Origin of the sequence: Actinocatenispora comari, from assembly GCF_017312725.1 — a bacterium.
In the GTDB taxonomy this organism is placed as follows: Bacteria; Actinomycetota; Actinomycetes; order Mycobacteriales; family Micromonosporaceae; genus Actinocatenispora; species Actinocatenispora comari.
Genome location: NZ_BOPO01000124.1, coordinates 58,714 through 80,464 on the forward strand (window position 1 = coordinate 58,714; position 21,751 = coordinate 80,464).

The following is a 21,751-nucleotide window of genomic DNA, read 5'->3' on the forward strand; positions in this document are numbered from 1 at the left end:
AGTCTAAGGCCTCGGACCAGTGCGGTCGTACTCATGGGTGCCGGCCTGTCGGGCGCCGCGGTGCCGGCCGGCGCGCAGTTCGACCAGGCGGGCCAGCCGATCCCCCGAGCGGGTGGCCCGGAGCCAGACGCGGTTTCCGACCGACACCCGCAGCGCCAGCCGGCCGACCCGGATCGTTTCGCTCGGGAAGGTGCGCGGGTTCGGGGCGGTGCCCGGCTCGGCGACCGTCACCGCGGCTACGTCGCCCACCTCCGACCAGCTCGCTCGGTCGACCCAGCGAGCCTCGCTGCCCCAGTGTCGCAGCCGGACGCGCCTGGTCACGCCCACCTCGTCCAGCCCGACCAGCAGCCGGAAGCCGGAGCCGAGTGGCCAGGTCAGCGCGAGCGGACTGGCGGCAAGGTCGGCCGGGTCCGCGGCGAGGACCGGCCGCAGGCAGAGGTGCCGCAGCACGGTGCACAGCAGCCAGGCGCCGCACGCACCGGCGACCCCGGCGGCGGTGGTGGCCAGCATCCAGGACGGGGTGTGCCCGGCGCCGTCGGCCGCGCGATCGGCGCCGAACCCGGCGAGCCCTCCGCCGACCAGCATCGCGATCCACCGGCCGGACCTGCCCCACTCGTCGGTGTCGTTCCAGTGCCGGCCCAGTTGCACCGCAGCCAGCACGAGCAGTACCGCGGCCACGGCGAGCGCCGGTGCCGCGGCAGGTCGCCGCGTGGCCATCGACGCCAGTACGACGACGAGGATCGCCGGCGGCAACAGCTGCAGGATCACGACGAAGGCCCTGATCAACGACAGTCTGGTACGAAACGCGGCCCGCATTCGGCCACCGTAGCGGCCCGCTGCCACTCGGTGATCATCGGCGTGCCCGCCGCCCAGCGGGACGGCCGGGCGATCGCGTGTCGTCATCCGCCCAGCGGGACGGCCCGGCGATCGCGTGTCGTCATCCGCCGAACCGGCGGTGGTGGGTCGGGCTGGGTCAGCTGTGCAGGAGGGTGGCGCAGGCGTGCAGGGCGCTGCGGACGGCGCCTTCGAGGCTGGGGCTGGCGAGCCAGTCGCCGGCGAGCTGGATCCGGTCGGCGCGATGGGTACCGGCACGCAGCGCGGCGTCGCGCGCGTGCAGCCGGCGCAGCCAGCCGACGCCGAACAGCGGCACGCCGTACCGGTGGCGGACCACCGACCAGCCGAGGATGTCGCCGAGCGGCTGGCCGAGCAACCGCTCCGCCTCGGCCAGCAGCAGCGAGCGGATCGGCCGGTCCGGCTCGTCCAGCAACTCGGCGCCGAGCTGCGGCGACGCGCAGACCGCCAGGCCGCCGCGACCGTCCGGCACCTGCCCGGTACCGCGGATCTCCAGCGGTTCGACCCCGGCGAGCGGGTGCCGGCCGGGACCGACCGGGCTGACCGGGTGCGGCACCGGCGCCGGCGCGGCCAGCGCGACGTGCAGCAGTACCGCCGGGGAGAACGTCGCGTCGTCGGCGAGCGACCGGTCCGGGTGGTCGGCCGGCAGCAGCGCGGTGCCGAGCGACGGCGGGCCGGCCAGTACCACGGCGTCGGCGGTGACGGTGTCGCCGCCGGCGGTGTCGACGTGCACCCGGTCGCCGTCCGGCCGCAGCGCCACGACGGTCGTGTCGTACCGGACGTCCAGCGCCGCGGCGACCGACTCCCACAACGTGCCGAGGCCACCGCGCGGGCAGTACAGGTGGGCACCGGGCGCGGCGGCGACCTGCGCCAGGGCGACGGCCCGGGAGGTGCGGTCGGCCGGCGAGAGCATCAGTGCGTCGAGCGTCGCCGGCAGGATCCGCTCCGCGTAGTCGCGGCCGACGTGCGCGGCGAACCAGCTGGCGGCGTCCTCGTCGTCCAGGTCGGTGGCGGCGGCCAGGTCACCCCAGCGCGGCGCGGACGCGGCCAGCCGGGTGCCGAGGCCGGCCAGCCGGCGTCGGGTGGACGCGGACAGCAGCGGGGTGCGCAGCATCGCCGCGGCACCGGTCGGCAGCGGGTGCCGGCGGCCGTCCAGGACGATCCGGCTGTCCATCGGCAGCCGGACCAGCTCGCGCCGGCCGAGGCCGACCTGCCGGGCGAGATAGCGGGTGGAGCGGTAGAAGGAGGCGATGAACTCGGCGCCCCGGTCGAACCGCCAGGCCTGGCCGTCGACCCGCAGCTCGGCGACGCCGGAGCGGCCGCCGGGCCGGGGATCTCGCTCCAGCACGGTCACCGCGGCACCGGCCGTGGTCAGGGCGCGCGCCGCGGTCAGCCCGGCGGGGCCGGCGCCGACCACCACCACCCGTCGAGGTACCGCCATGGCACCCATCATGCCGTGGCCGCGCACCCGGCCGAGGCACGCCCCGGCGCGGTGCCACCACCGGAGTACCGGACCGGCGGTGACACCACGCGGCGCCGAACACCCCGGCGGCTGCTGGCGTCCTGCCCGGGGACGTGCCGGTGGGTCAGGATGCGACGGCCGGTTCCGGCTCGCCGGCGGGTTCGGTGTCGTCGGCGCCGGGGTAGCCGGCGAGCTCGCGTTCCAGCTCGGCCAGCCGGGCGCGCAGCGCCTCCGCCTCGGCCTGCTTGGCGGCGCGGTGCTCGTCGATGACCGCTTCGACCGCGCCGGTGATCGACTCGATGTCGATCGCCTGGGCGACCGCGTGCCCGGCGGTCACCGGCAGCGCGGTCGGCTTGACCAGCTTGCGCGAGCCGTGACTCGCCTCGACGGTGGCGCCGTCGCCGGCGACGGTCACGGTGATCACGACGTCGCCGGCGTTGCCGCGGGCGGCCTTCTTCGCCGCGGTCTTGGCCGGGCGGCCGCGCCGGGCCGGTGTCGCCGTGCCGGTCGGCTCGCCCTCGGCGTCGCCGGCGCCGCGCTCGGCATCCGACGCCGCCGCACCGCTGGTCGGTGCCGGCCCACCGGCCGCGTCGGCGCCGGTCGAGGCGTCGGCCGGGCCGGTGCTCGAGGTGCCGGCGGTCGGGTCGGTGTCCGTCGTGGCGGGCTCGGTGTCGGGGGCGGTCGCGGCGGTGCGGGCGATGACGTCGGCGCGACCGCGCGGTACGACGGCGAGCACCGCGGTGGGTAGCCGGACGTCCTGCTCGGATCCGTCCCGGGTGATGCGCACCGTGCACGGCAGGTCGGCGTCCGGGTCGTGGTCGACCAGGACCCCCTTGGTACCGGCGGGAATCTCACCGTGTGCGGTGTGCACCGCGACCCTGGGCTGCTCGCCTCGCCCCAGCGCGGTGACCAGGGCGTGCAGGTCACGGTCGCTGAGCTGATCGGTGGAACCAGCGCTCACGCTCGTCCTTTCCTTCGGTGGTGGCACGGGGAACGACGTCCCGCGGCCGCAGAGGTCGGACCGACCTCCGGTACGACAGTGTGGAACGACCTTCGCACAGGCGTACGACACGACGCCCGCACGGGGTGGCCGACCTCGATACTGCCGGTGAGCCGGCTGGTGCCGCGGCCGGTACCGCCGGGACCACCGGTACGGGTAGCTCAGCGGGCGCGGGCGAGCGTCACCGCGAAGCGGTCGGCGGTGTCCGGCCACCACTGCTCGACGGTGAACCCGGCGGCGGCGAGTTCCGCGGTGATCCCGGCCCGGTGGAACCGGGTGGAGACGGCCGTGCACAGCAGTTCGCCCGCGGTGAACGAGATCGTCAGGTCGACCGCGGCGAGCGTCACGTCGATCGGCCGGGTCGCGCGCAGCAGCAACTGCACCCACTCGTGCTCGGCGTCCCAACGCACCACGTGCTCGAACGCCTCGACCGGGAAGTCCGCGCCGAGCGCGCGGTTGAGTACCCGCAGCACGTTGCGGTTGAACTCGGCGGTGCGCCCGTCGGGATCCTGGTACGCGCGGACCATCGTGTCCGGGTCGGTGACCAGGCCGACGCCGAGCAGCAGCGCGTTCCCGGGCGCGAGCACCGCGCGCAGTCCGCACAGCAGCTGTGCCCGGTCGGGTGGGAGCAGGTTGCCGATGGTGCCGCCGAGGAACAGGACCAGCCGGTTCTCGCCGGTCGGCAGCGCGTCGAGGTGCCGGGTGAAGTCGCCGACGATCGAGTGGATGGCGAGCCACGGGTACCGGGCGGACAGCGTCGCGGCGGCCGACGCGAGCGCGCTCTCCGACACGTCGAAGCCGACGAAGCGGCGCAGCGTGCCGTGCTCGTGCCCGGCCTCGATGATCAGCCGGGTCTTCGTCGACGCGCCGGAACCCAGCTCGATCAGGGTGCGGACGTCGGTGTCGGCGGCGATCCGGGCGGCGTGCGTGGCGAGCACCGTCCACTCGGCCTGGGCCAGGTAGTAACCGGGTGCGTGGCTCAGCTCGTCGAACAGCATGCTGCCGTGCGCGTCGTAGAACCAGGTCGGCCGCAGCCACTTCGGGCGCTCGGTCAGCCCGGCGACCGCGTCCGCGCGCAGCGCCCGGGTCCGCTCGTCGGGCCCGAGCCGGACGTCGCAGGTCGGCCGCTCGCTCAGCACGCCGCCACCCCCGCAGCCATGAACTCACGGTACGGCCCGGCGGAACGGCAGCGGTGAGGTTGCGGTGGTTCACCGGCCCGGCCGAGGCGTGAATGCCGGGCCCCGGGTGTGCTGGTACCGCCGCTGCCGGGTTGCGGCCGGTGGGTGGTTGTGCCATCGGTAGGCTGCGGCTCATGTCTGCGCACCGCACCCGACTGATGTGCCAGTTGTGCCGGAGTACGGGCGTGGTCTGGGCACCGAAGATGGCGGTGCAGTGGGGCAGCCGGGAGACGTTCTCGCTGGCCGCGCCGACCCGCTGCCCGGAGTGCCAGGGCACCGGCTGGTTCGAGCTGGCCCGGGAGAACGCGAACGGCACCGGCTGATCGTGGGTCGCACCGGCGGTGCGACCCGGGGCCGGGCAGCCGTCGTCCGGTCGTACCGGGTGACAGTGGACACCGTCCGGTCGGGTCGGCGGGCGGGATCGGGGTCCGGCGTTGAACGATGGGACCGTGACCTCCGTCGATGCCCGGTCCAGCGTGATCGGCGAGTACACCCCGGATCCGCGCCGGTGGCGCGCGCTGACGGTGTGCCTGATCGCCGGGTTCATGACGCTGTTGGACGTCAGCATCGTCAATGTCGCGTTGCCGTCCATGCAGGACGGGTTGCACGCCACCGCCTCCGACCTGTCCTGGGTGATCTCCGGGTACGCGTTGACGTTCGGGCTGGTGCTGGTGGCGGCCGGCCGGCTGGGCGACGACCGCGGGCGGAAGCGGATGTTCCTGGCCGGGCTGGTGCTGTTCACCGCGACCAGCGCGCTCGCCGGCGCGGCCACCTCCGGTACCTGGCTGGTGGTGGCGCGGCTGCTCCAGGGCGCCGCCGGCGGGTTGCTGAACCCGCAGGTCATCGGCGTCATCCAGCAGCTGTTCCGGGGCAAGGAGCGGGGCCGCGCGTTCGGCCTGTTCGGCGCCGTGGTCGGCATCTCGACCGCGATCGGGCCGCTGCTCGGCGGGTTGTTGCTGCAGGGGTTCGGTGACCAGGAGGGCTGGCGGTTCGTCTTCTACGTGAACCTGCCGATCGGGGTGCTGGCGCTGTTCGCGGGGGCACGGCTGCTGCCGCACGACCGGATCGACCGCAACGGTTCCCGGCACACGCTCGACCTGGTCGGCGTGGTGCTGCTGGGTGCCGCGGTGGTGACGATCATGCTGCCGCTGATCCAGGCGGAGAAGCACCCGTCCGGCGCGCCGTGGTGGCTGCTCGTGGTGGGGGTGGCGCTGCTCGCCGGCTTCGTCGGCTGGGAGCGGCGGTACGGCCGGCGTGGCCGGCAGCCGCTCGTCGACCTGGCCCTGCTGCGTACCCGCAGCTACGCGATGGGTACGTCGCTGGGGCTGGCCTACTTCGCCGGGTTCACCGGGATCTTCTTCGTCATCACGCTGTTCTTCCAGCGGGGGCTGGACTACACGCCGCTGCAGGCCGGCGCGGCGATGCTGCCGTTCGCGATCGGGTCGGCCGGTGCCGCCGCGCTCGGTGGTCGCATCGTCTCCCGGTACGGGCGGGCGCTGGTGGTGCTCGGGGTGCTCGCGGTGGCGGTCGGCCTGGTCGGCACCGACCTGGTACTGGGCGCCTTCACCGGCGGGCACGTGGGGTTGGTGACGGCGCTGCCGCTCGCGGTGGCCGGCATCGGCAGCGGCCTGACCATCGCGCCGAACCAGACCCTGACCCTCGCCGAGGTACCGCCGGCGGAGGGCGGCACCGCCGCGGGCGTGCTGCAGACGGGACAGCGGATCGGTTCGGCGATCGGTACCGCGGTGGCCGGCGCGCTGTTCTTCGGCAGCCTGGCCACCACGCACGGCGACTACCACCAGGCGGCGGCGCTGGGCATCCGCGGCTCGATCGCCCTGGTCCTGGTCGCGCTGCTGGTCGGGCTGGTGGACCTGGCGTTCGATCGCCGGCACCACCGGAACCGGTAGCCGGTAGCCGGTGGCCGGTGGCCGGTGGCCGCTGGCCGGTGGCGCTCGGGTGTGACCTGTACCGCGGCGGCAGTTGGCGAGCCTGACTCCGTATTAGCGTGGTGGTCGTGGTGCGACGAGGCGAACAATGACGGCGGAGAGCGACGAAACGGGACGTAACGCCGAGCTGCCGGGCGAGGCCGGGTGGTTGCGGCGGCTGCTCGGGTACTGCTGGCGCTATCGCGGCCGGGTGATCGTGGCGTTCGGCGCGTCGGTGGCCGGGATGGCCGTCACCGCGCTGGTGCCGCTGATCCAACGCTCCATTGTGGACGATTCGATCCTGTCCTCGAAGCGCCCGCTGCTGCCGCTGGTCGGGCTGCTGGTGCTGGCCGCGCTGGCCATCTACGGCACCGCGTTCCTGCGCCGCTACCACGGTGGCCGGCTGGCGCTGGACGTGCAGCACGACATGCGCACCGGCCTGTTCGCCGCGCTGTCCCGGCTGGACGGTGCCCGGCAGGACGAGTTGCAGACCGGCCAGGTGGTCGGCCGGGCCACCTCGGACATCACCATGGTGCAGGGCCTGCTCGGGATGTTCCCGATCATGATCGGCAACGTCCTGCTGTTCGTGATCTCGCTGGTCGTGATGATCACCCTGTCGCCGCTGCTGACGCTCGTCGCGCTCGCCGTCGGCCCCGGCCTGTACTGGATCTCCGTGCTGTCCCGGCGCAAGCTGTTCCCGGCGACCTGGGCGGCGCAGCAGGAGGCGGCCGCCGTCGCCGCCGAGGTGGACGACGCGGTCACCGGCGTGCGGGTGGTCAAGGGCTTCGGCCAGGAGGCGCAGGAGCTGACCAAGCTGGAGCGGGTGGCCCGGCGGCTGTTCGCGTCCCGGTTGCGGGCGGTGCGGCTGAACAGCCGGTACAACCCGGCGCTGCAGGCGATTCCGGCGCTCGGCCAGGTCGGCGTGCTGGCGCTGGGCGGCTGGCTCGCGGTCAACCAGTCGATCACGCTCGGCACGTTCCTCGCCTTCTCCAGCTACCTGGCGCAGCTGATCGGCCCGGTACGGATGCTCGCCGGGTTGCTGACCATCGGCCAGCAGGCGCGCGCCAGCGTGATCCGGGTGTTCGAGGTGATCGACTCGCAGCCGCTGGTCACCGAGGCGCCGGACGCGATCGACGTACCGGCCGACGTGACCCCCACGGTCGAGTTCGACGACGTGCACTTCGGCTACGTGCCGTCGCAGCCGGTGCTGTCCGGGCTGACCCTGACCGCGGCGCCGGGCGAGACGATCGCGCTGGTCGGCTCGTCCGGTTCGGGCAAGTCGACGGTGTCGCTGCTGCTGCCCCGGTTCTACGACGTGGGTACGGGCGCGGTCCGGGTCGCCGGGCACGACGTGCGGGAGCTGACGATCGACTCGCTCCGGGCCTCGATCGGCCTGGTACTGGAGGACAGCTTCCTGTTCTCCGAGTCGATCCGGGACAACATCGCGTACGGGCGGCCCGACGCCACCGACGAGCAGGTGGTCGCCGCGGCGAAGGCGGCCGAGGCGCACGAGTTCATCCTCGGCCTGCGCGACGGGTACGACACGATGGTCGGGGAGAAGGGACTGACCCTGTCCGGCGGGCAGCGGCAGCGGGTGGCGCTGGCCCGGGCGCTGATCACCGACCCGCGCATCCTGGTCCTGGACGACGCGACCTCGGCCGTGGATGCGCAGGTCGAGGCGGAGATCCACGCGACGCTGCACCGGGTCATGCGGGGCCGTACCACGCTGCTGATCGCGCACCGCCGCTCCACCCTGGCGCTGGCGGACCGGATCGCGGTGCTGGACGGCGGCCGGGTCGTGGACATCGGTACCGAAGCGGAGCTGGAACGGCGCTGCCCGCTGTACAACCTGCTGCTGTCCGGGCCGGGCGACGACGCCGAGGGCATCGACGCCGGCGAGCTGCCGGCCGCACCGACACTGGTGGTACCGGACTCGGCGGCCGACGAGTTGAACGACGACGGGACGACGGCGCGGCTGTGGGATCCGGCCCGCGCACCGGAACCGGAACAGGTGCCCGGGCTTTCCGGCGATCCGACCGCGTTGCCGCGCGACGGAGTGCGGGCCGGCGGCGGCGGGATGGGCCGGATGGGCGGCGCGCTGGCCAGCATGCCGCCGACGCCGGACCTGCTGGCGAAGGTCGCCGCGCTGCCGCCGGCCACCGACACCCCGGACGTGGACGACGACTCGGTACGGGCGGCGGACCCGCACTTCAGCCTGCGCCGGCTGATCGCCCCGATGCGTACCCCGTTGCTGGTGGCGCTGCTGCTGGTGGCGGTGGACGCGGCGGCGACGCTGATCCTGCCGGCGCTGATCCGCTCCGGTGTCGACTCGGGCGTGCAGCACCGGCACCTGGCGGTGATCGCCACCGTGTCGATCGTCGGCCTGGGCGTCGTGCTGATCGACTGGATCGTCCAGATAGGACAGACGCGGATCACCGGCCGCACCGGCGAGCGGATGCTCTACGCGCTGCGGGTCAAGACGTTCGCGCACCTGCAGCGGCTCGGGCTGGACTACTACGAGAAGGAGCTGTCCGGCCGGATCATGACCCGGATGACCACCGACGTGGACGCGTTCTCGTCGTTCCTGCAGACCGGGCTGGTGCAGGCGGTGGTCTCGGTGCTGACGTTCTTCGGCATCCTCGGCGCGCTGCTGTACCTGGATGTCGAGCTGGGGTTGGTGGTCTGCTCGGTGCTGCCGGTCATGGTGGTGGCCACGCTGGTGTTCCGGTCCCGCTCGTCCAAGGCGTACACCGAGGCGCGGGAGAAGGTCGGCATCGTCAACGCCGACCTGCAGGAGAACGTCGCGGGCATGCGGGTGGCCCAGGCGTACCGCCGGGAGGGGCGCAACCGGGACAGGTTCTCGGCTCGCTCGGACGACTACCGCCGCACCCGCACCCGGGCCCAGCGCTACATCGCCACCTACTTCCCGTTCGTCCAGTTCCTGTCCACTGTGGCCGGTGCGCTGGTGCTGGTGGTCGGCGGCCAGTTGGTCCACAGTGGATCGTTGAGCGCCGGCGCGCTGATCGCGTACCTGCTCTACATCGAGATGTTCTTCGCCCCGGTGCAGCAGCTGTCCCAGGTCTTCGACGGGTACCAGCAGGCGGCGGTGGGGTTGCGCCGCATCGTCGAGCTGCTGCGTACCCCGACGAGCACGCCGCAGCCGGCCGACCCGGTTCCGGTGCCGCCGCGGCTGCGCGGCGAGATCGTGTTCGCCGACGTGTCGTTCGGCTACTCGCCGGACCTGCCGCCGGCACTGTCCGATGTGGACCTCGCGGTGACGCCGGGGGAGACGGTCGCGGTGGTCGGCGAGACCGGAGCCGGCAAGTCCACCCTGGTCAAGCTGGTCTCCCGGTACTACGACGTGACCGGCGGCGCGGTCCTGGTCGACGGCGTGGACATCCGCGACTACGACCTGCCCGGCTACCGGCACCGGATGGGCGTGGTACCGCAGGAGCCGTACCTGTTCCCCGGCACGGTGCGGGACACCATCGCGTACGGCCGGCCCGAGGCGAGCAACGCCGAGGTCGAGCGCGCCGCCCGCGCGGTTGGCGCGCACGACATGATCGCCCGGCTGGACGGCGGCTACCACCACGAGGTCGCCGAGCGCGGCCGCAACCTGTCCAGCGGCCAGCGGCAGCTGCTCGCGCTGGCCCGCGCGCAGCTGGTCGAGCCGGACATCCTGGTGATGGACGAGGCGACCGCGGCGCTCGACCTGGCCACCGAGGCCGAGGTCACCCGGGCCACGGATCGCTTGGTGGGCAAGCGAACCACGCTGGTCGTCGCGCACCGGCTGACCACCGCGGCACGGGCCGACCGGATCGTGGTGCTCGACCGCGGTCGCATCGTCGAGGCGGGTACGCACGCCGAGCTGCTCGCTGCCGACGGCGTCTACGCCCGGCAGTGGGAAGTTTTCACCACCGGGCAGACCACGTCGGCCGCGCGCTGACCCGAACCCACCGCGGTATCGCTGTCGGTACCGGTGCTGCGGCACTCCGTAGGCCCTGGGTGACGAGCAGGTGTCCGGAAGGTTAACGACGTCTGTCTTGTGGGTTGCGGCACGGCCAGACGCTGCTCTATCTTCCCGTGAACGCTGTCGTAAATATCTTTCAACGACCGCGTGGTGCGTCGTGCCGGTTGCCGTGGTGGGAGGGAACGTTGACAGTCACTGACCGATCATCGGCGGCTACCGCCGAGGCTGACACGCCTGGGGTGCGGTCGGCCAGCAGAACGCGCCGTAAACGGCGCGAGTACCTGCTGTTCCTGCTGTTCATCGCGCCGAACGCGGTGCTGCTCGCGGTCTTCGCCTACTGGCCGATCGTGTTCAACGGGATCCTCAGCCTGACCAGCTGGGACATGGTCTCGCCGCACATCCCGTTCGTCGGCCTGGCGAACTACCAGGACATGTTCTCCGACACCGACTTCTGGTGGGTCATCCTGCGGACGGTCCTGTTCTCCGGCGCGGTCGTCATCGGCTGCGTGGTGGCCGGGCTCGCGGTCGCGATCCTGCTGAACCAGAAGCTGCGCGGCCGCAACGTGGTCCGCACCGTGGCGTTCGCGCCGCACATCCTGTCCGGCGTGGCGATGGGTACCGTCTGGCTGTTCATCTTCGACCCGCAGATCGGGCTGATGAAGATGGTGCTGGGCAAGATCGGCGCCGACGGACCGGCCTGGATGACCGACTCGAACTGGGCGCTCGCCGGCCTGATCATCGTGTACCTGTGGAAGACGATCGGGTTCGTCGCGGTGGTCTACGTGGCCGGCCTGCAGGGCATGCCGAACGACCTGTACGAGGCGGCGAAGCTGGACGGCGCCGGCCCCTGGACGCTGTTCCGCAAGATCACCTTCCCGCTGCTGTCGCCGGTGACGTTCTTCGTCGTGGTGGTCACGATCGTGGCGACGTTCCAGGCGTTCGACGTCATCGCCATCATGACCGACGGTGGTCCGGGCGACGCCACCACCACGATCTCCTGGTACATCTACAAAGAGGCCTTCCAGGCTCTGGACGCCGGCCATGCGGGCGCCGGTGCGCTCGTGATGTTCGTGATCCTGATCGCGATCACGGCGGCCCAGGCCCGGTTCATGGAGCGGAAGGTGCACTACCGATGAAGACCGTTGGTACCGGCCTGAAATACCTCGGGCTGATCGTCGTCCTGGTGCTCGCCGCGGTGCCGATCTACTGGCTGCTGTCCACCTCGGTCACCTCGCCGGAGAAGATCTTCCAGTTCCAGTGGTTCCCGGACGGGCTGAACTGGCAGAACTACATCGACGGCTGGAAGTCGGCGCCGTTCGGCGCGATGTACAAGAACTCGATCATCGTCACGCTGGCCGGCGCGCTGATCCAGATCTGCGTGGCGATCCTCAGCTCGTACGCGTTCGCGTTCCTCGACTTCCCGGGCAAGCGGATCGTGTTCCTGATCTTCCTCGGCGCGATGATGGTGCCCGGCACGGTCGTGCTGATGCCGAACTTCCTCACCATCGCGGCGCTCGGCTGGGTCAACACGTACGCCGGGATCGTGATCCCCGGGGTCGGGTCGGTGTTCGCGATGTTCCTGTTGCGGCAGCACATGTTGACGCTGTCGTCCGAGGTCACCGACGCGGCCAAGGTCGACGGCGCGAACCACCTGCGCATCCTGTGGCACGTGGTGTTGCCGATGTCGCGGCCGATGGTGGTCACGGTGATCGTGGTGGCGCTGGTGGAGAAGTGGAACGACTTCGTCTGGCCGCTGGTGTCCACCAGTACCGACTCGATGCGTACGTTGCCGGTCGGGCTGCTGATGATCAAGGACGCGCAGGGCTTCACGAACTGGGGCGCGGTCATGGCCTCCTCGGTGTTCATCGTGGTGCCGGTGCTGATCGTCTTCTTCATCGCCCAGCGCCAGATCATCGCCGGGCTCACCGCCGGCGCGACGAAGGGCTGAGAATGAACTCGAACGCACGCGCCGCGCTGAGTCGGCGCACCCTGCTCGGCGCGCTGGGGCTCACCGGCGTCGCGGCGATGTCCGGCTGTGCCGGCAGCTTCCAGCAGACCGCCGGGACGGTGCCCGGCAAGTACGCCAAGCGACAGCACGTGGTGTTCTGGCACTCGTTCGGCGGTACCCCGCTCGCGGTGCTCACGGAGCTGGTGGCGAAGTTCAACGCCAGCCAGTCCGACATCTACGTGGAGGCCCAGTTCCAGGGCAGCTACGAGATGACGATGCAGAAGCTCGCCACCGCGATCGTGGCCAAGCAGGTCCCGGACATCTGCGTACTGTCCGAGATCACCTGGCGCAAGATCCACCTGGCCGACGCGCTGGAGCCGTACAACGACTTCTTCGACGGCGACGTGCAGCCGGACCAGTTCATCGACCAGTTCATCGACGAGGGCACGGTCCAGGGGAAGCTGTGGTGGCTGCCGTTCGCGCGCAGCACGCCGATCTTCTACTACAACAAGACGCTGTTCGAGAAGGCCGGGCTGTCCGCGGACGGGCCCGAGTCGTGGGAGCAGTTGCAGGAGTGGGCGCCGGCCATCATGCGGCAGAAGACCGCCGCGGGGCGCCCGAAGGTGCTGGCACTGGGCAGCACGTACGCCAGCTGGTACCTGCAGAGCAACATCTGGACCTGGGGCGGCCACTACTCCAACGGCCTGGACGTCAAGTTCGACACGAAGCCGGTACAGGCCGCCGGGCAGTGGATGGTCGACTTCGTCCGCAAGCACCAGGCCGCCTACCTGTCGCAGAAGCCGGACCAGGACATGGGCAGCGGGATCACCGCCTGCTACCTGTCCTCGACCGGTGGCCTCACCCAGGCCGGCCTGAACGCCAAGGGTGGCCACTACCAGGTCGGTACCGCGTTCCTGCCGCAGCACGACGGGAACTTCGGCTGCCCGACCGGCGGGTCCGGCATCGGCGTGCTCAAGTACGCGGCCAAGTCGCGCAAGGAGGCCGCCTGGCAGTTCCTCAAGTTCCTGGCGCAGCCGAAGAACTCGGCGCACTGGACCGTCGGTACCGGCTACCTGCCGGTGGTGAAGGCGGCCCAGCAGGAGCCGGAGCTGATCAAGGCGACCAAGGACAAGAACTACCTGACCGCGCTGAAGCAGCTGCCGAAGACGCAGCCGCAGGACCTGATCCGGCTGATCGTGTCCAGCGCCGGCGACACCATGGACGAGCAGCTGACCAAGCTGTACTCGTCGAACGCGTCGGTGCCGGACGTCTTCGACCGGCTCGACAAGAAGCTCGGCTCGCTCGCCGACCTGATCCGCGAAACCTACGACTCGCACTACAAGTGACCCCGCGTCGCGGTGACCCGGCCCGGCCGGGTCACCGCGGCAGGTCAGTTGACGTCCCGCATCCGCTTGGTGATCAGCGGCGAGATGAGGTACATGACGACGCCGAGCAGCGCGATCACCCCGCCGACGATGGCGAAGTAGGCGACCTCGGTGTCCGGGTCGAACACCGGTACGATCTGCGCGCTGATCCCCTGAGCCGCGGCGTCGGACAGGAACCACAGGCTCATCGTCTGCGACGCGAACGCGACCGGCGCCAGCTTGGTGGTGGCCGACAGCCCGACCGGCGACAGGCACAGTTCGCCGAGGATCACGATCACGAAGCTGCCGACCAGCCAGAACGGGCTGGCTGGTACCGACGTCCCGTTGATCAGCCCGGGCCCGGTCATCAGCAGGTACGACAGGCCGGCGAGGAACATGCCGGCGGCGAACTTGCGCGGGGTACGGGGTTGCCGGTCGCCGAGTTTCGTCCACAGCAACGCGAACAGCGGCGCGAGCAGCACGATCGCCAGCGGGTTGATCGACTGGAACCAGGACGGCGGGATGTCGAAGCTGCCCAGGTGCAGGTTGGTGCGCTGCTTCGCGAACGTCGCGAGCACCACCGAGCCCTGCTCCTCGATCATCCAGAAGAACATCGACCCGACGAACAGCGGGATGTACGCCCGGACCCGGGACCGCTCGTCCGGCGTGGTGCGCGGGCTGCGCAGCATGACCACGAAGTACGCCACCGGCAGCGCGACGGACAGCACCGAGATGATGTCGATGACCCAGCCGACGGTGAACACCCCGCCGAGCACCATCCCGCCCAGTACCAGCACGACCACGATCGCGCCGATGCCGAACCGGGTGGCGATCGGTCGCCGCTCGGCCGGCGTGATCGGGTTGTGCGCCCTGGTGCCGGCCGTGCCCATCCAGCGGCCGAGGACCACGTAGAGCACCAGCGCCAGCGCCATGCCGAAGGCGGCGAAGCTGAACCCGGCGTGGTAGTTGTAGCCGTTCGCCAGGGCGCCGACGACGATCGGCGCGATGAACGCGCCGATGTTGGTGCTCATGTAGAAGATGGAGAAGCCGGCGTCCCGGCGGGCGTCGCGCCGGCTGTAGAGGTCGCCGACGACGTTGGAGATGTTCGGCTTGAGCAGACCGGTGCCGAGCACGATGAAGATCATCGACAGGTAGAGCGCGACCAAGCCGCCGGTCGGGATGGCCAGGCAGATGTGCCCGCACATGATCAGGCAGCCACCGATGAAGATCGACCGGCGGGAGCCGAGCAGCCGGTCGGCGATCCAGCCGCCGATCACGCCGGACATGAACACGGCCGAGCCGTAGATCGACATCAGCGACGACGCGGTGCCCTGCGGTATCCCGAGGCCGCCCTTGCTGACCGCGGAGTACATGTAGTAGAGCAGGATCGCGCGCATGCCGTAGTAGCTGACGCGTTCCCACAGCTCGGTGAAGAACAGCGTGGCGAGGCCGCGCGGGTGGCCGAAGAAGCCGGACTGCGGTGCGTCCGGTACCGCGTCGTCGTCGACTGCCTGACTCACCGTCGCCCCTTCCGTCGGGATCCCCTCAGGCTGCATTGCGCCGGTACCACTTGGTGGGCATTTGCCGCTTTTCCTACCCGTCAATGCGCCGGGCGAACCGTGCAGCGGGTCGCGCCGGTCCGGGGCGCCGATCGGCGTCGGTCCGACCGCGCCTAGGCTGGGGCCGACCCGTACCGCCGGCGGAGCGCCGCGGTCGGGTCGCCGCTGTTCGACCCGGCAAGGGGGCCGCGGTCGACCGAAGACGCCGGTCGCGTCACCCTCTCGTCGCCGTACGGGCGATGTGCCGGGCGGATTTGACCGGCCGGCAAGTAATTGGGTTCTTCGTCACAGCTAATCAACTTGCCTGCCGGGCCGGCAAAACTGATGCTTGTAGGGAACAACTATCCATCCTCGGTGGGGCCTGCCCGGCCGTCGGTCGGCAGGCAGCTTGGAGATCATGTCCGGTTCGACGCCGGCGACTCCGCCGGACGAGGAGCTTGCGCTGGCCGACCGCCTCGGCGATCAGCTTGTCCGGTTCCTGCGCCTGGTGGGCCGCAACCACACCAACCTGCCCGAGCTGTACCAGGCGGGCATCGAGAAGGTCGGCTACGTGCTGCTGTGGCGGCTCGCGGCGGACGGACCGCAACGCACCACCGCCCTGGCCGAGGCCGTGCACTCGGACATCTCGACGATCAGCCGGCAGGTCACCGCGCTGGTCAAGCAGGGCTGGGTGGAACGCACCCCGGATCCGGAGGACGGCCGGGCCTACCTGCTCGCGCCCACCGAGGACGGCCGCCGCGTCTACCGGCGCATCCGGAAGCGGCGCAACGAACACATGGCCCACGTGCTCGCGGGCTGGGGTGACGAGGACCGGCGCGAGCTGCTGACGCTGCTCGACCGCCTCAACGACGACTTCGAGGAATACCTGCTGCGAGTCCACGAGGGCTGCAGCGAGAAACAGCAACGGGGAGAGAAGGTCGGATGAGTCATACCGCTGCCGCGGCACCGAGCAAGGCGGCTGCGTCCCCGTCCAACGGCGTGCTGACGCACCGCCAGATCATGACGATCCTGATCGGCCTGATGCTCGGCATGTTCCTCGCCGCGCTCGACCAGACGATCGTCGGTACCGCCATCCGGAACATCGCGGACGACCTGAAGGGCCTGGACAAGCAGGCCTGGGCGACGACCGCGTACCTGATCACGTCGACGATCGCCACGCCGCTCTACGGCAAGCTGTCCGACATGTACGGCCGGAAGCCGTTCTTCCTGGCCGCGATCCTGATCTTCATCGCCGGCTCGGTCGCCTGCACGTTCTCCACCTCGATGTACGAGCTGGCGGCGTTCCGGGCGTTCCAGGGCCTGGGCGGCGGCGGCCTCATGTCGCTCGCGCTGGCGATCATCGGTGACATCGTCGCGCCACGCGAGCGAGCCAAGTACCAGGGCTACTTCCTCGCCGTGTTCGGCACCTCCAGCGTGCTCGGCCCGGTGCTCGGCGGCGTGCTGTCCGGGCAGAGCTCGATCCTCGGCCTGACCGGCTGGCGCTGGGTGTTCCTGATCAACGTGCCGATCGCGGCCGTGGCGATGGTCGTGGTGACCAAGGTGCTGAACGTGCCGCACGCGGCGCACAAGCACAAGATCGACTGGGCCGGCGCGCTGTTCCTGGTGATCGGGCTGGTGCCGCTGCTGGTCGTGGCCGAGCAGGGCCAGTCCTGGGGCTGGACCTCGACCAAGTCGCTGGCCGCCTACGGCATCGGCGTGATCGGCATCATCGCGTTCATCGTCGCGGAGAAGTTCGCCAAGGACGAGGCGCTGATCCCGCTCCGGCTGTTCCGGAACCCGGTGATCTCGCTGATGTCGGCCGGCGGCTTCATCGTCGGTATGGCGATGTTCGGCGGCATCGCGATCCTGCCGCAGTACCTGCAGATCGTGCACGGCGCGTCGGCGACCAAGTCCGGCTTCCTGATGCTGCCGATGGTGCTCGGCATGATGGTCGGCTCGATCCTGTCCGGCCAGATCACCGCCCGCACCGGCCGGTACAAGATCTTCCCGATCATCGGGACCGCGCTGATGGTCGCCGCGTTGCTGCTGCTGCACACCATCGGCGCCGACACCGCGCTGTGGCAGGTCAACGTCTTCATGGCGATGCTCGGCCTCGGCCTCGGTAACTGCATGCAGACCCTGACCCTCGCGGTGCAGAACGCCGCGCCGCCGAAGGACATGGGCGTCTCGTCGGCCACCAGCACGTTCTTCCGCCAGATGGGTGGCACGCTCGGTACCGCGGTGTTCATCTCGGTGCTGTTCAGCACGGTCGGCGACAAGATCGGCGACGCCTTCAAGGAGAAGTCGATCCAGCACGGCATCGCGCAGGCCGCGCAGGACCCGTCGGTGCTGAAGAACCCGCTGAACGTGGAGCTGCTGAAGCACCCGGCGCAGGCGGCGAAGCGGGTGATGAGCGACTCGTCGTTCCTCTCCCACATCGACGACCGGCTGGCCCGCCCGTTCCTGGTCGGGTTCTCCAACTCGATGGACCTGGTGTTCCTGATCTCCGCCGGTGTCGCGGCGATCGCCTTCGTGCTCTTCCTGTTCACCAAGGAGGTGCCGCTGCGCAGCCAGTCCGGCACCCAGGCGCGGTTGTCGGCGGAGAGCGCCGACGCGGCAGCCGACCCGGCCGCGATGGTCGCGGCGGAGCCGACCGCGATGGTGGCGGACACCGAGGACTCGGTGCCGCCCGGTGGCCGGCACGCGGCCACCGCCGAGACCGGCGCGGAGCCACCGGCCGACCAGACCGCGGCGCTGCCGGCGGTCGACCCGACGGCGGAACCGTCGCCGGCCAACCCGGCCGGGGCGACGCCGGTGATCGGCACGCCGATCCGCGGGTACGTCCGGCAGGCCGGCGGCGCGGTGGTCTCCGACGCCGCGCTGACCCTGATCGACCCGGCCGGGCAGCAGATGGGGCGCGGCGTCACGGCCGAGGACGGCGGGTACCAGATCGCCGTCGACCGGCCCGGCAACTACGTGCTGATCGCCCGCGCCCGGGCGCACCAGCCGCAGGCCACCATGGTGACGGTGAACGGGAACCCGGTGCAGCTGGACCTGACCCTGGCCGGTTCGGCCGGCCTGGTCGGTGCGGTCAAGCAGACCGGTGACCACCCGATCCCGGGTGCCGCGGTGATCCTCGCGGACGCCGACGGCAACGTGGTCGGCTCGCAGTCCACCGACGTGGGCGGCACGTACGAGTTCGTCGAGCTGGTCGCCGGGTCGTACACGCTGGCGGTCAGCGCACCGTCCTACCAGCCGGTGGCGCTGCTGGTCACGGTGCCCGACGTGGGCCGGGTCCGGCAGGACATCGAGCTGGCCGGCGGCGCCCAGCTGCGCGGCGTGGCGCGGTCCTCCGACGGCCGGCTGGTGCCCGGTGCCCGGGTCAGCCTGCGCCGGCCGGACGGGACGGAGATCGCCGCGACGATCACCGACGACGCCGGGCGGTACGCGTTCACCGAAGTGCCGGAGGGCGACTACACGGTCGTCGCGTCCGGGTACGCGCCGGTGCGCAGCTCGCTGACGCTCAGCATCGGCGACCGGCACGAGCACGACGTCGAGCTGAGCCACTCGACCGACTGACCGGTACGGCGAGGGCCCGGCGGCAGGTGCCGCCGGGCCCTCGTGCTGTCCGGGTGCTCGTGCTGTCCGGGGTGCTCGTGCTGTCCGGGTGCTCGTGCTGTCCGGGTGTCGGTGCGCCGGTCCGGTGCCGGTCAGCCGCGGATGAGGTCGAGGGCGACCTCGACCGCCGCGTCGGCCACCTCGTCGCGGGAGTGCTTGGTGTCGGACATCGCGACCATGGTGCCGAAGCTGATCGCGAACACCGCGAGCCGGCCACGCAGCTGGTCGGGCAGCGACTGCCCGTCGTCGGTCAGCACCTCGAACAACCCGGCCATCCGGTGCTTCATCGTCTCGCCGATCGGCAGGTCGCGCAGCGTCGGCTGGTTCTCGTGCATGAACTGCAGCAGCTTGCGGTTGCCGCGCATCAGGCCGGAGTAGCGCCGGATCACCTCGCGCCGGGTCTCCACCGTCGGCGGCTGGCTGCGCGCCCACTCGATCAGCTCGTCGATCTGCTCGGCAGAGTCGGTGAAGATGCTGACCAGGATGTCTTCCTTGGTCTTGAAGTGGTAGTAGAGCGCGGCCTTGGTGACGCCGAGCTTCTCGGCGATCTCGCGTAGCGCGGTCTTCTCGTACCCGTGCTCGGCGAACAGGTCGAGCGCGACCTGCTGGATGCGTGCCCTGGTGTCGCGGGGGCGTTCCCGGGTCGTCATCGCCGCTCCCCGCTTCGGTGGGTCTCGGACACACGCTGCGCCGTGCTCATGGTTCTGGTGCGCTCCTCGTCACTCGCCGACTTACTTGACGGCCGGCTAGTAGCGAGTCTACCTTACGACAGGTAAGGAAACTAGCCGGCCGGCAAGTAAATTGCTGGCCTCTGAGAGGAGCGTACCCGTGGCCGCTCGCAAGCACACCCCCAGCCGGTACGTCGGGGCACACACCACACGAGACGCGGCAGAGCCCGCAGCACCGGGGGCGCCCGCAGAGCTGGCAGAGCCGGCAGAGCTGGCAGAGCCAGCAGAGCCGCCGGAACCGGTGCCGCAGTCCAAGGCCCGGATGTACGTGGTGCTGGTCGGCGTCATGCTCGCCATGCTGCTCGCGATGCTCGACCAGATGGTCGTCAACACCGCGCTGCCGCGCATCGTCGGCGACCTCGGCGGCCTGGCGCACTACTCCTGGGTCGTCACCGCGTACCTGCTCGCCACCACGGTGACCACGCCGATCTGGGGCAAGCTCGGCGACCTGTACGGGCAGAAGAAGGTCTACCTGGCCGCGATCGTGCTGTTCCTGGGTGGCTCCGCGCTGTCCGGTGCGGCGCAGAGCATGACCGAGCTGATCGCGTTCCGCGCGTTCCAGGGGCTCGGCGCGGGCGGCCTGATGGTCGGCGCGATGTCGATCATGGGGGTGCTGGTACCGCCGCGGGAACGCGGGAAGTACCAGGGGATCATGGCGGCGATCATGCCGCTGGCGATGATCGGCGGCCCGCTGCTCGGCGGGTACGTGACCGACCACCTGAGCTGGCGCTGGGCGTTCTACATCAACCTGCCGGTCGGCGCGGCGGCGCTCGCGGTGATCATCGCGACGCTGAAGCTGCCCCGGGTGCGTACCAGCCACCGGGTCGACTACCTGGGCGCCGGGCTGCTGGCCCTCGCCGCCGGCTCGCTGATCCTCGGCACCACCTGGGGCGGCAGCCAGTACCCGTGGCTGTCCACCCAGATCGTCGGCCTGGGCGTGCTCGCGGTGCTGTCGCTGGTCGGGTTCGTGCTGGTGGAGCGGCGGGTCGCGGAGCCGATCATCCCGCTGGGGCTGTTCCGGAACCGCAACTTCGCGGTGGTGTCGATCCTCGGGTTCCTGGTCGGGTTCGCCATGTTCGGCGCCACCCTGGCGCTGCCGCAGTACCAGCAGATCGTGCAGGGTGAGTCGGCGACCGGCTCCGGGCTGGCGCTGTTGCCGCTGATGCTCGGCATGATCGCGGTCAGCCTGATCTCCGGTCAGGTCATCACCCGGACCGGCCGGTACCGGATGTTCCCGATCCTCGGCGGCGCCCTCATGATCGTCGGGATGGTCGCTCTGGCCCAGTTGGACGTGGACACCAGCAAGTTCGTCGCCGGGCTGCTGATGGTGCCGCTCGGCCTGGGGATGGGCGCGCTGATGCAGACGCTGATGACGGTGTCGCAGAACAGCGTCGAGCTGCGGCAGATCGGGGTGGCGTCCAGCGTCGTCACGTTCGCCCGGTCGATCGGCGGCGCGTTCGGTACCGCGGTGTTCGGTGCGGTGCTGACCGCCCGGCTGACCGCTTCGCTGAACGACCAGCTCGGCGCCGGTGCCGGGGACAGGCTGCTGTCCGGCGGCGCCCGGATGAGCCCGGACGCGCTGAACCACCTGCCCGCGGCCGTGCACCAGGCGTACCTGGCCGCGGTCGGCAACGGCGTCGGCGTGGTGTTCTGGGCCGCGCTGCCGATCGCCGCGCTGGTGTTCGCGCTCGCCTGGCTGATCCGGCACGTACCGCTGCGCGGCTCCGGCTCCGACTCCGGCGCGGCGAGCGGCCAGCGCGGTGCCGCCGCGGTGGAGCACGGGACGGTCGGCCATGGTGCCGTCGTCGGGCGTGGTTCCGCAGCGGAACACAGCGCCGCGGCGGAACAACCCGCTGCGGTGGAGGCCACCGGACGGGTCGGCGCAGGTGCCGGGATCGCGGCGGCGACGGTGCCGGCCGGCGGGATGCGGCCGCTCACCGCGGTCCCCGAGGCGGGCGGCTGACCCGGTGCCGGGCAACGTCGGGGCGGGTCGGCGCGAGGGGGCCGACCCGCCCCGACGTCATCTGCACGAGGGCCGATCCACCCGGCGTCGTCACGTGGGCGCCGGTCCGCCTGCCGTCTTCTGCGCGAGGGGTCGATCCGCCTGGCGTCGTCACGTGGGGACGGTCCGCCCCGGCGTCGTCTGCGCGACGGGCCGTTCGCAAGGC

General features: G+C 71.2%; 15 protein-coding genes. 9 read left to right on the forward strand and 6 right to left on the reverse strand.

Features of this window, described 5'->3' with window-relative positions; all coding sequences use genetic code 11:
* Positions 1-3: 3 nt before the first annotated feature.
* The 4 genes from NUM_RS29545 to egtD form a co-directional block, all read right to left on the reverse strand.
* The gene (locus NUM_RS29545; RefSeq protein ID WP_207128197.1) at positions 4-816 is read right to left on the reverse strand and encodes a hypothetical protein; all 813 of its coding nucleotides are present in this window, start codon (positions 814-816) and stop codon (positions 4-6) included.
* A 157-nt stretch (positions 817-973) separates the two neighbouring features.
* Entirely contained in the window at positions 974-2,293 is a 1,320-nt protein-coding gene (locus NUM_RS29550) for a protoporphyrinogen/coproporphyrinogen oxidase (RefSeq protein WP_225918932.1), read from the reverse strand.
* Positions 2,294-2,438: 145 nt separating this feature from the next.
* Positions 2,439-3,275, reverse strand: coding sequence for a DUF6319 family protein (locus NUM_RS29555; RefSeq protein ID WP_207128199.1), 837 nt, complete (start codon positions 3,273-3,275; stop codon positions 2,439-2,441).
* A 200-nt stretch (positions 3,276-3,475) separates the two neighbouring features.
* Positions 3,476-4,450 (reverse strand): L-histidine N(alpha)-methyltransferase, encoded by a 975-nt coding sequence (egtD, locus tag NUM_RS29560; RefSeq protein ID WP_207128217.1) that lies wholly within the window; start codon positions 4,448-4,450, stop codon positions 3,476-3,478.
* Between the two features lie 176 nt (positions 4,451-4,626).
* Between egtD and NUM_RS29565 the strand changes: the two genes are divergently transcribed.
* The 6 genes from NUM_RS29565 to NUM_RS29590 all read left to right on the forward strand — a co-directional run bounded on the left by NUM_RS29565 (position 4,627) and on the right by NUM_RS29590 (position 13,681).
* Complete coding sequence (locus tag NUM_RS29565) at positions 4,627-4,815, forward strand: hypothetical protein (RefSeq protein WP_207128200.1); 189 nt, start codon at positions 4,627-4,629, stop codon at positions 4,813-4,815.
* Between the two features lie 126 nt (positions 4,816-4,941).
* Positions 4,942-6,399 (forward strand): MFS transporter, encoded by a 1,458-nt coding sequence (locus tag NUM_RS29570; protein ID WP_263975153.1) that lies wholly within the window; start codon positions 4,942-4,944, stop codon positions 6,397-6,399.
* 127 nt (positions 6,400-6,526) lie between these two features.
* Positions 6,527-10,363 (forward strand): ABC transporter ATP-binding protein, encoded by a 3,837-nt coding sequence (locus NUM_RS29575; protein WP_207128201.1) that lies wholly within the window; start codon positions 6,527-6,529, stop codon positions 10,361-10,363.
* A gap of 263 nt (positions 10,364-10,626) precedes the next feature.
* Positions 10,627-11,523 (forward strand): carbohydrate ABC transporter permease, encoded by an 897-nt coding sequence (locus NUM_RS29580; protein WP_207128202.1) that lies wholly within the window; start codon positions 10,627-10,629, stop codon positions 11,521-11,523.
* Positions 11,520-12,335 carry a carbohydrate ABC transporter permease gene (locus NUM_RS29585; protein WP_207128203.1) on the forward strand — a complete coding sequence of 272 codons (816 nt, stop codon included), beginning with the start codon at positions 11,520-11,522 and terminating at the stop codon, positions 12,333-12,335. Before NUM_RS29580 ends, NUM_RS29585 begins: the two co-directional genes overlap by 4 nt.
* Before the next feature lie 2 nt (positions 12,336-12,337).
* Positions 12,338-13,681 (forward strand): ABC transporter substrate-binding protein, encoded by a 1,344-nt coding sequence (locus tag NUM_RS29590; protein ID WP_207128204.1) that lies wholly within the window; start codon positions 12,338-12,340, stop codon positions 13,679-13,681.
* A 44-nt stretch (positions 13,682-13,725) separates the two neighbouring features.
* On the opposite strand, the gene NUM_RS29595 is transcribed toward NUM_RS29590, so the two are convergent.
* A complete protein-coding gene (locus NUM_RS29595; protein ID WP_225918934.1) occupies positions 13,726-15,219 on the reverse strand; it encodes a peptide MFS transporter in 1,494 nt (497 codons plus the stop codon).
* Between the two features lie 436 nt (positions 15,220-15,655).
* Between NUM_RS29595 and NUM_RS29600 the strand changes: the two genes are divergently transcribed.
* On the forward strand, positions 15,656-16,183 hold the full coding sequence (locus NUM_RS29600; RefSeq protein WP_207128206.1) for a MarR family winged helix-turn-helix transcriptional regulator: 528 nt from the start codon (positions 15,656-15,658) through the stop codon (positions 16,181-16,183).
* Positions 16,180-18,816 carry an MFS transporter gene (locus NUM_RS29605; protein WP_207128207.1) on the forward strand — a complete coding sequence of 879 codons (2,637 nt, stop codon included), beginning with the start codon at positions 16,180-16,182 and terminating at the stop codon, positions 18,814-18,816. Before NUM_RS29600 ends, NUM_RS29605 begins: the two co-directional genes overlap by 4 nt.
* A 131-nt stretch (positions 18,817-18,947) precedes the next feature.
* Here NUM_RS29605 and NUM_RS29610 read toward each other — a convergent pair whose 3' ends face one another.
* Complete coding sequence (locus NUM_RS29610) at positions 18,948-19,505, reverse strand: TetR/AcrR family transcriptional regulator (RefSeq protein WP_207128208.1); 558 nt, start codon at positions 19,503-19,505, stop codon at positions 18,948-18,950.
* A 340-nt stretch (positions 19,506-19,845) separates the two neighbouring features.
* Between NUM_RS29610 and NUM_RS29615 the strand changes: the two genes are divergently transcribed.
* On the forward strand, positions 19,846-21,546 hold the full coding sequence (locus NUM_RS29615) for an MDR family MFS transporter (protein WP_207128219.1): 1,701 nt from the start codon (positions 19,846-19,848) through the stop codon (positions 21,544-21,546).
* Positions 21,547-21,751 lie beyond the last annotated feature (205 nt).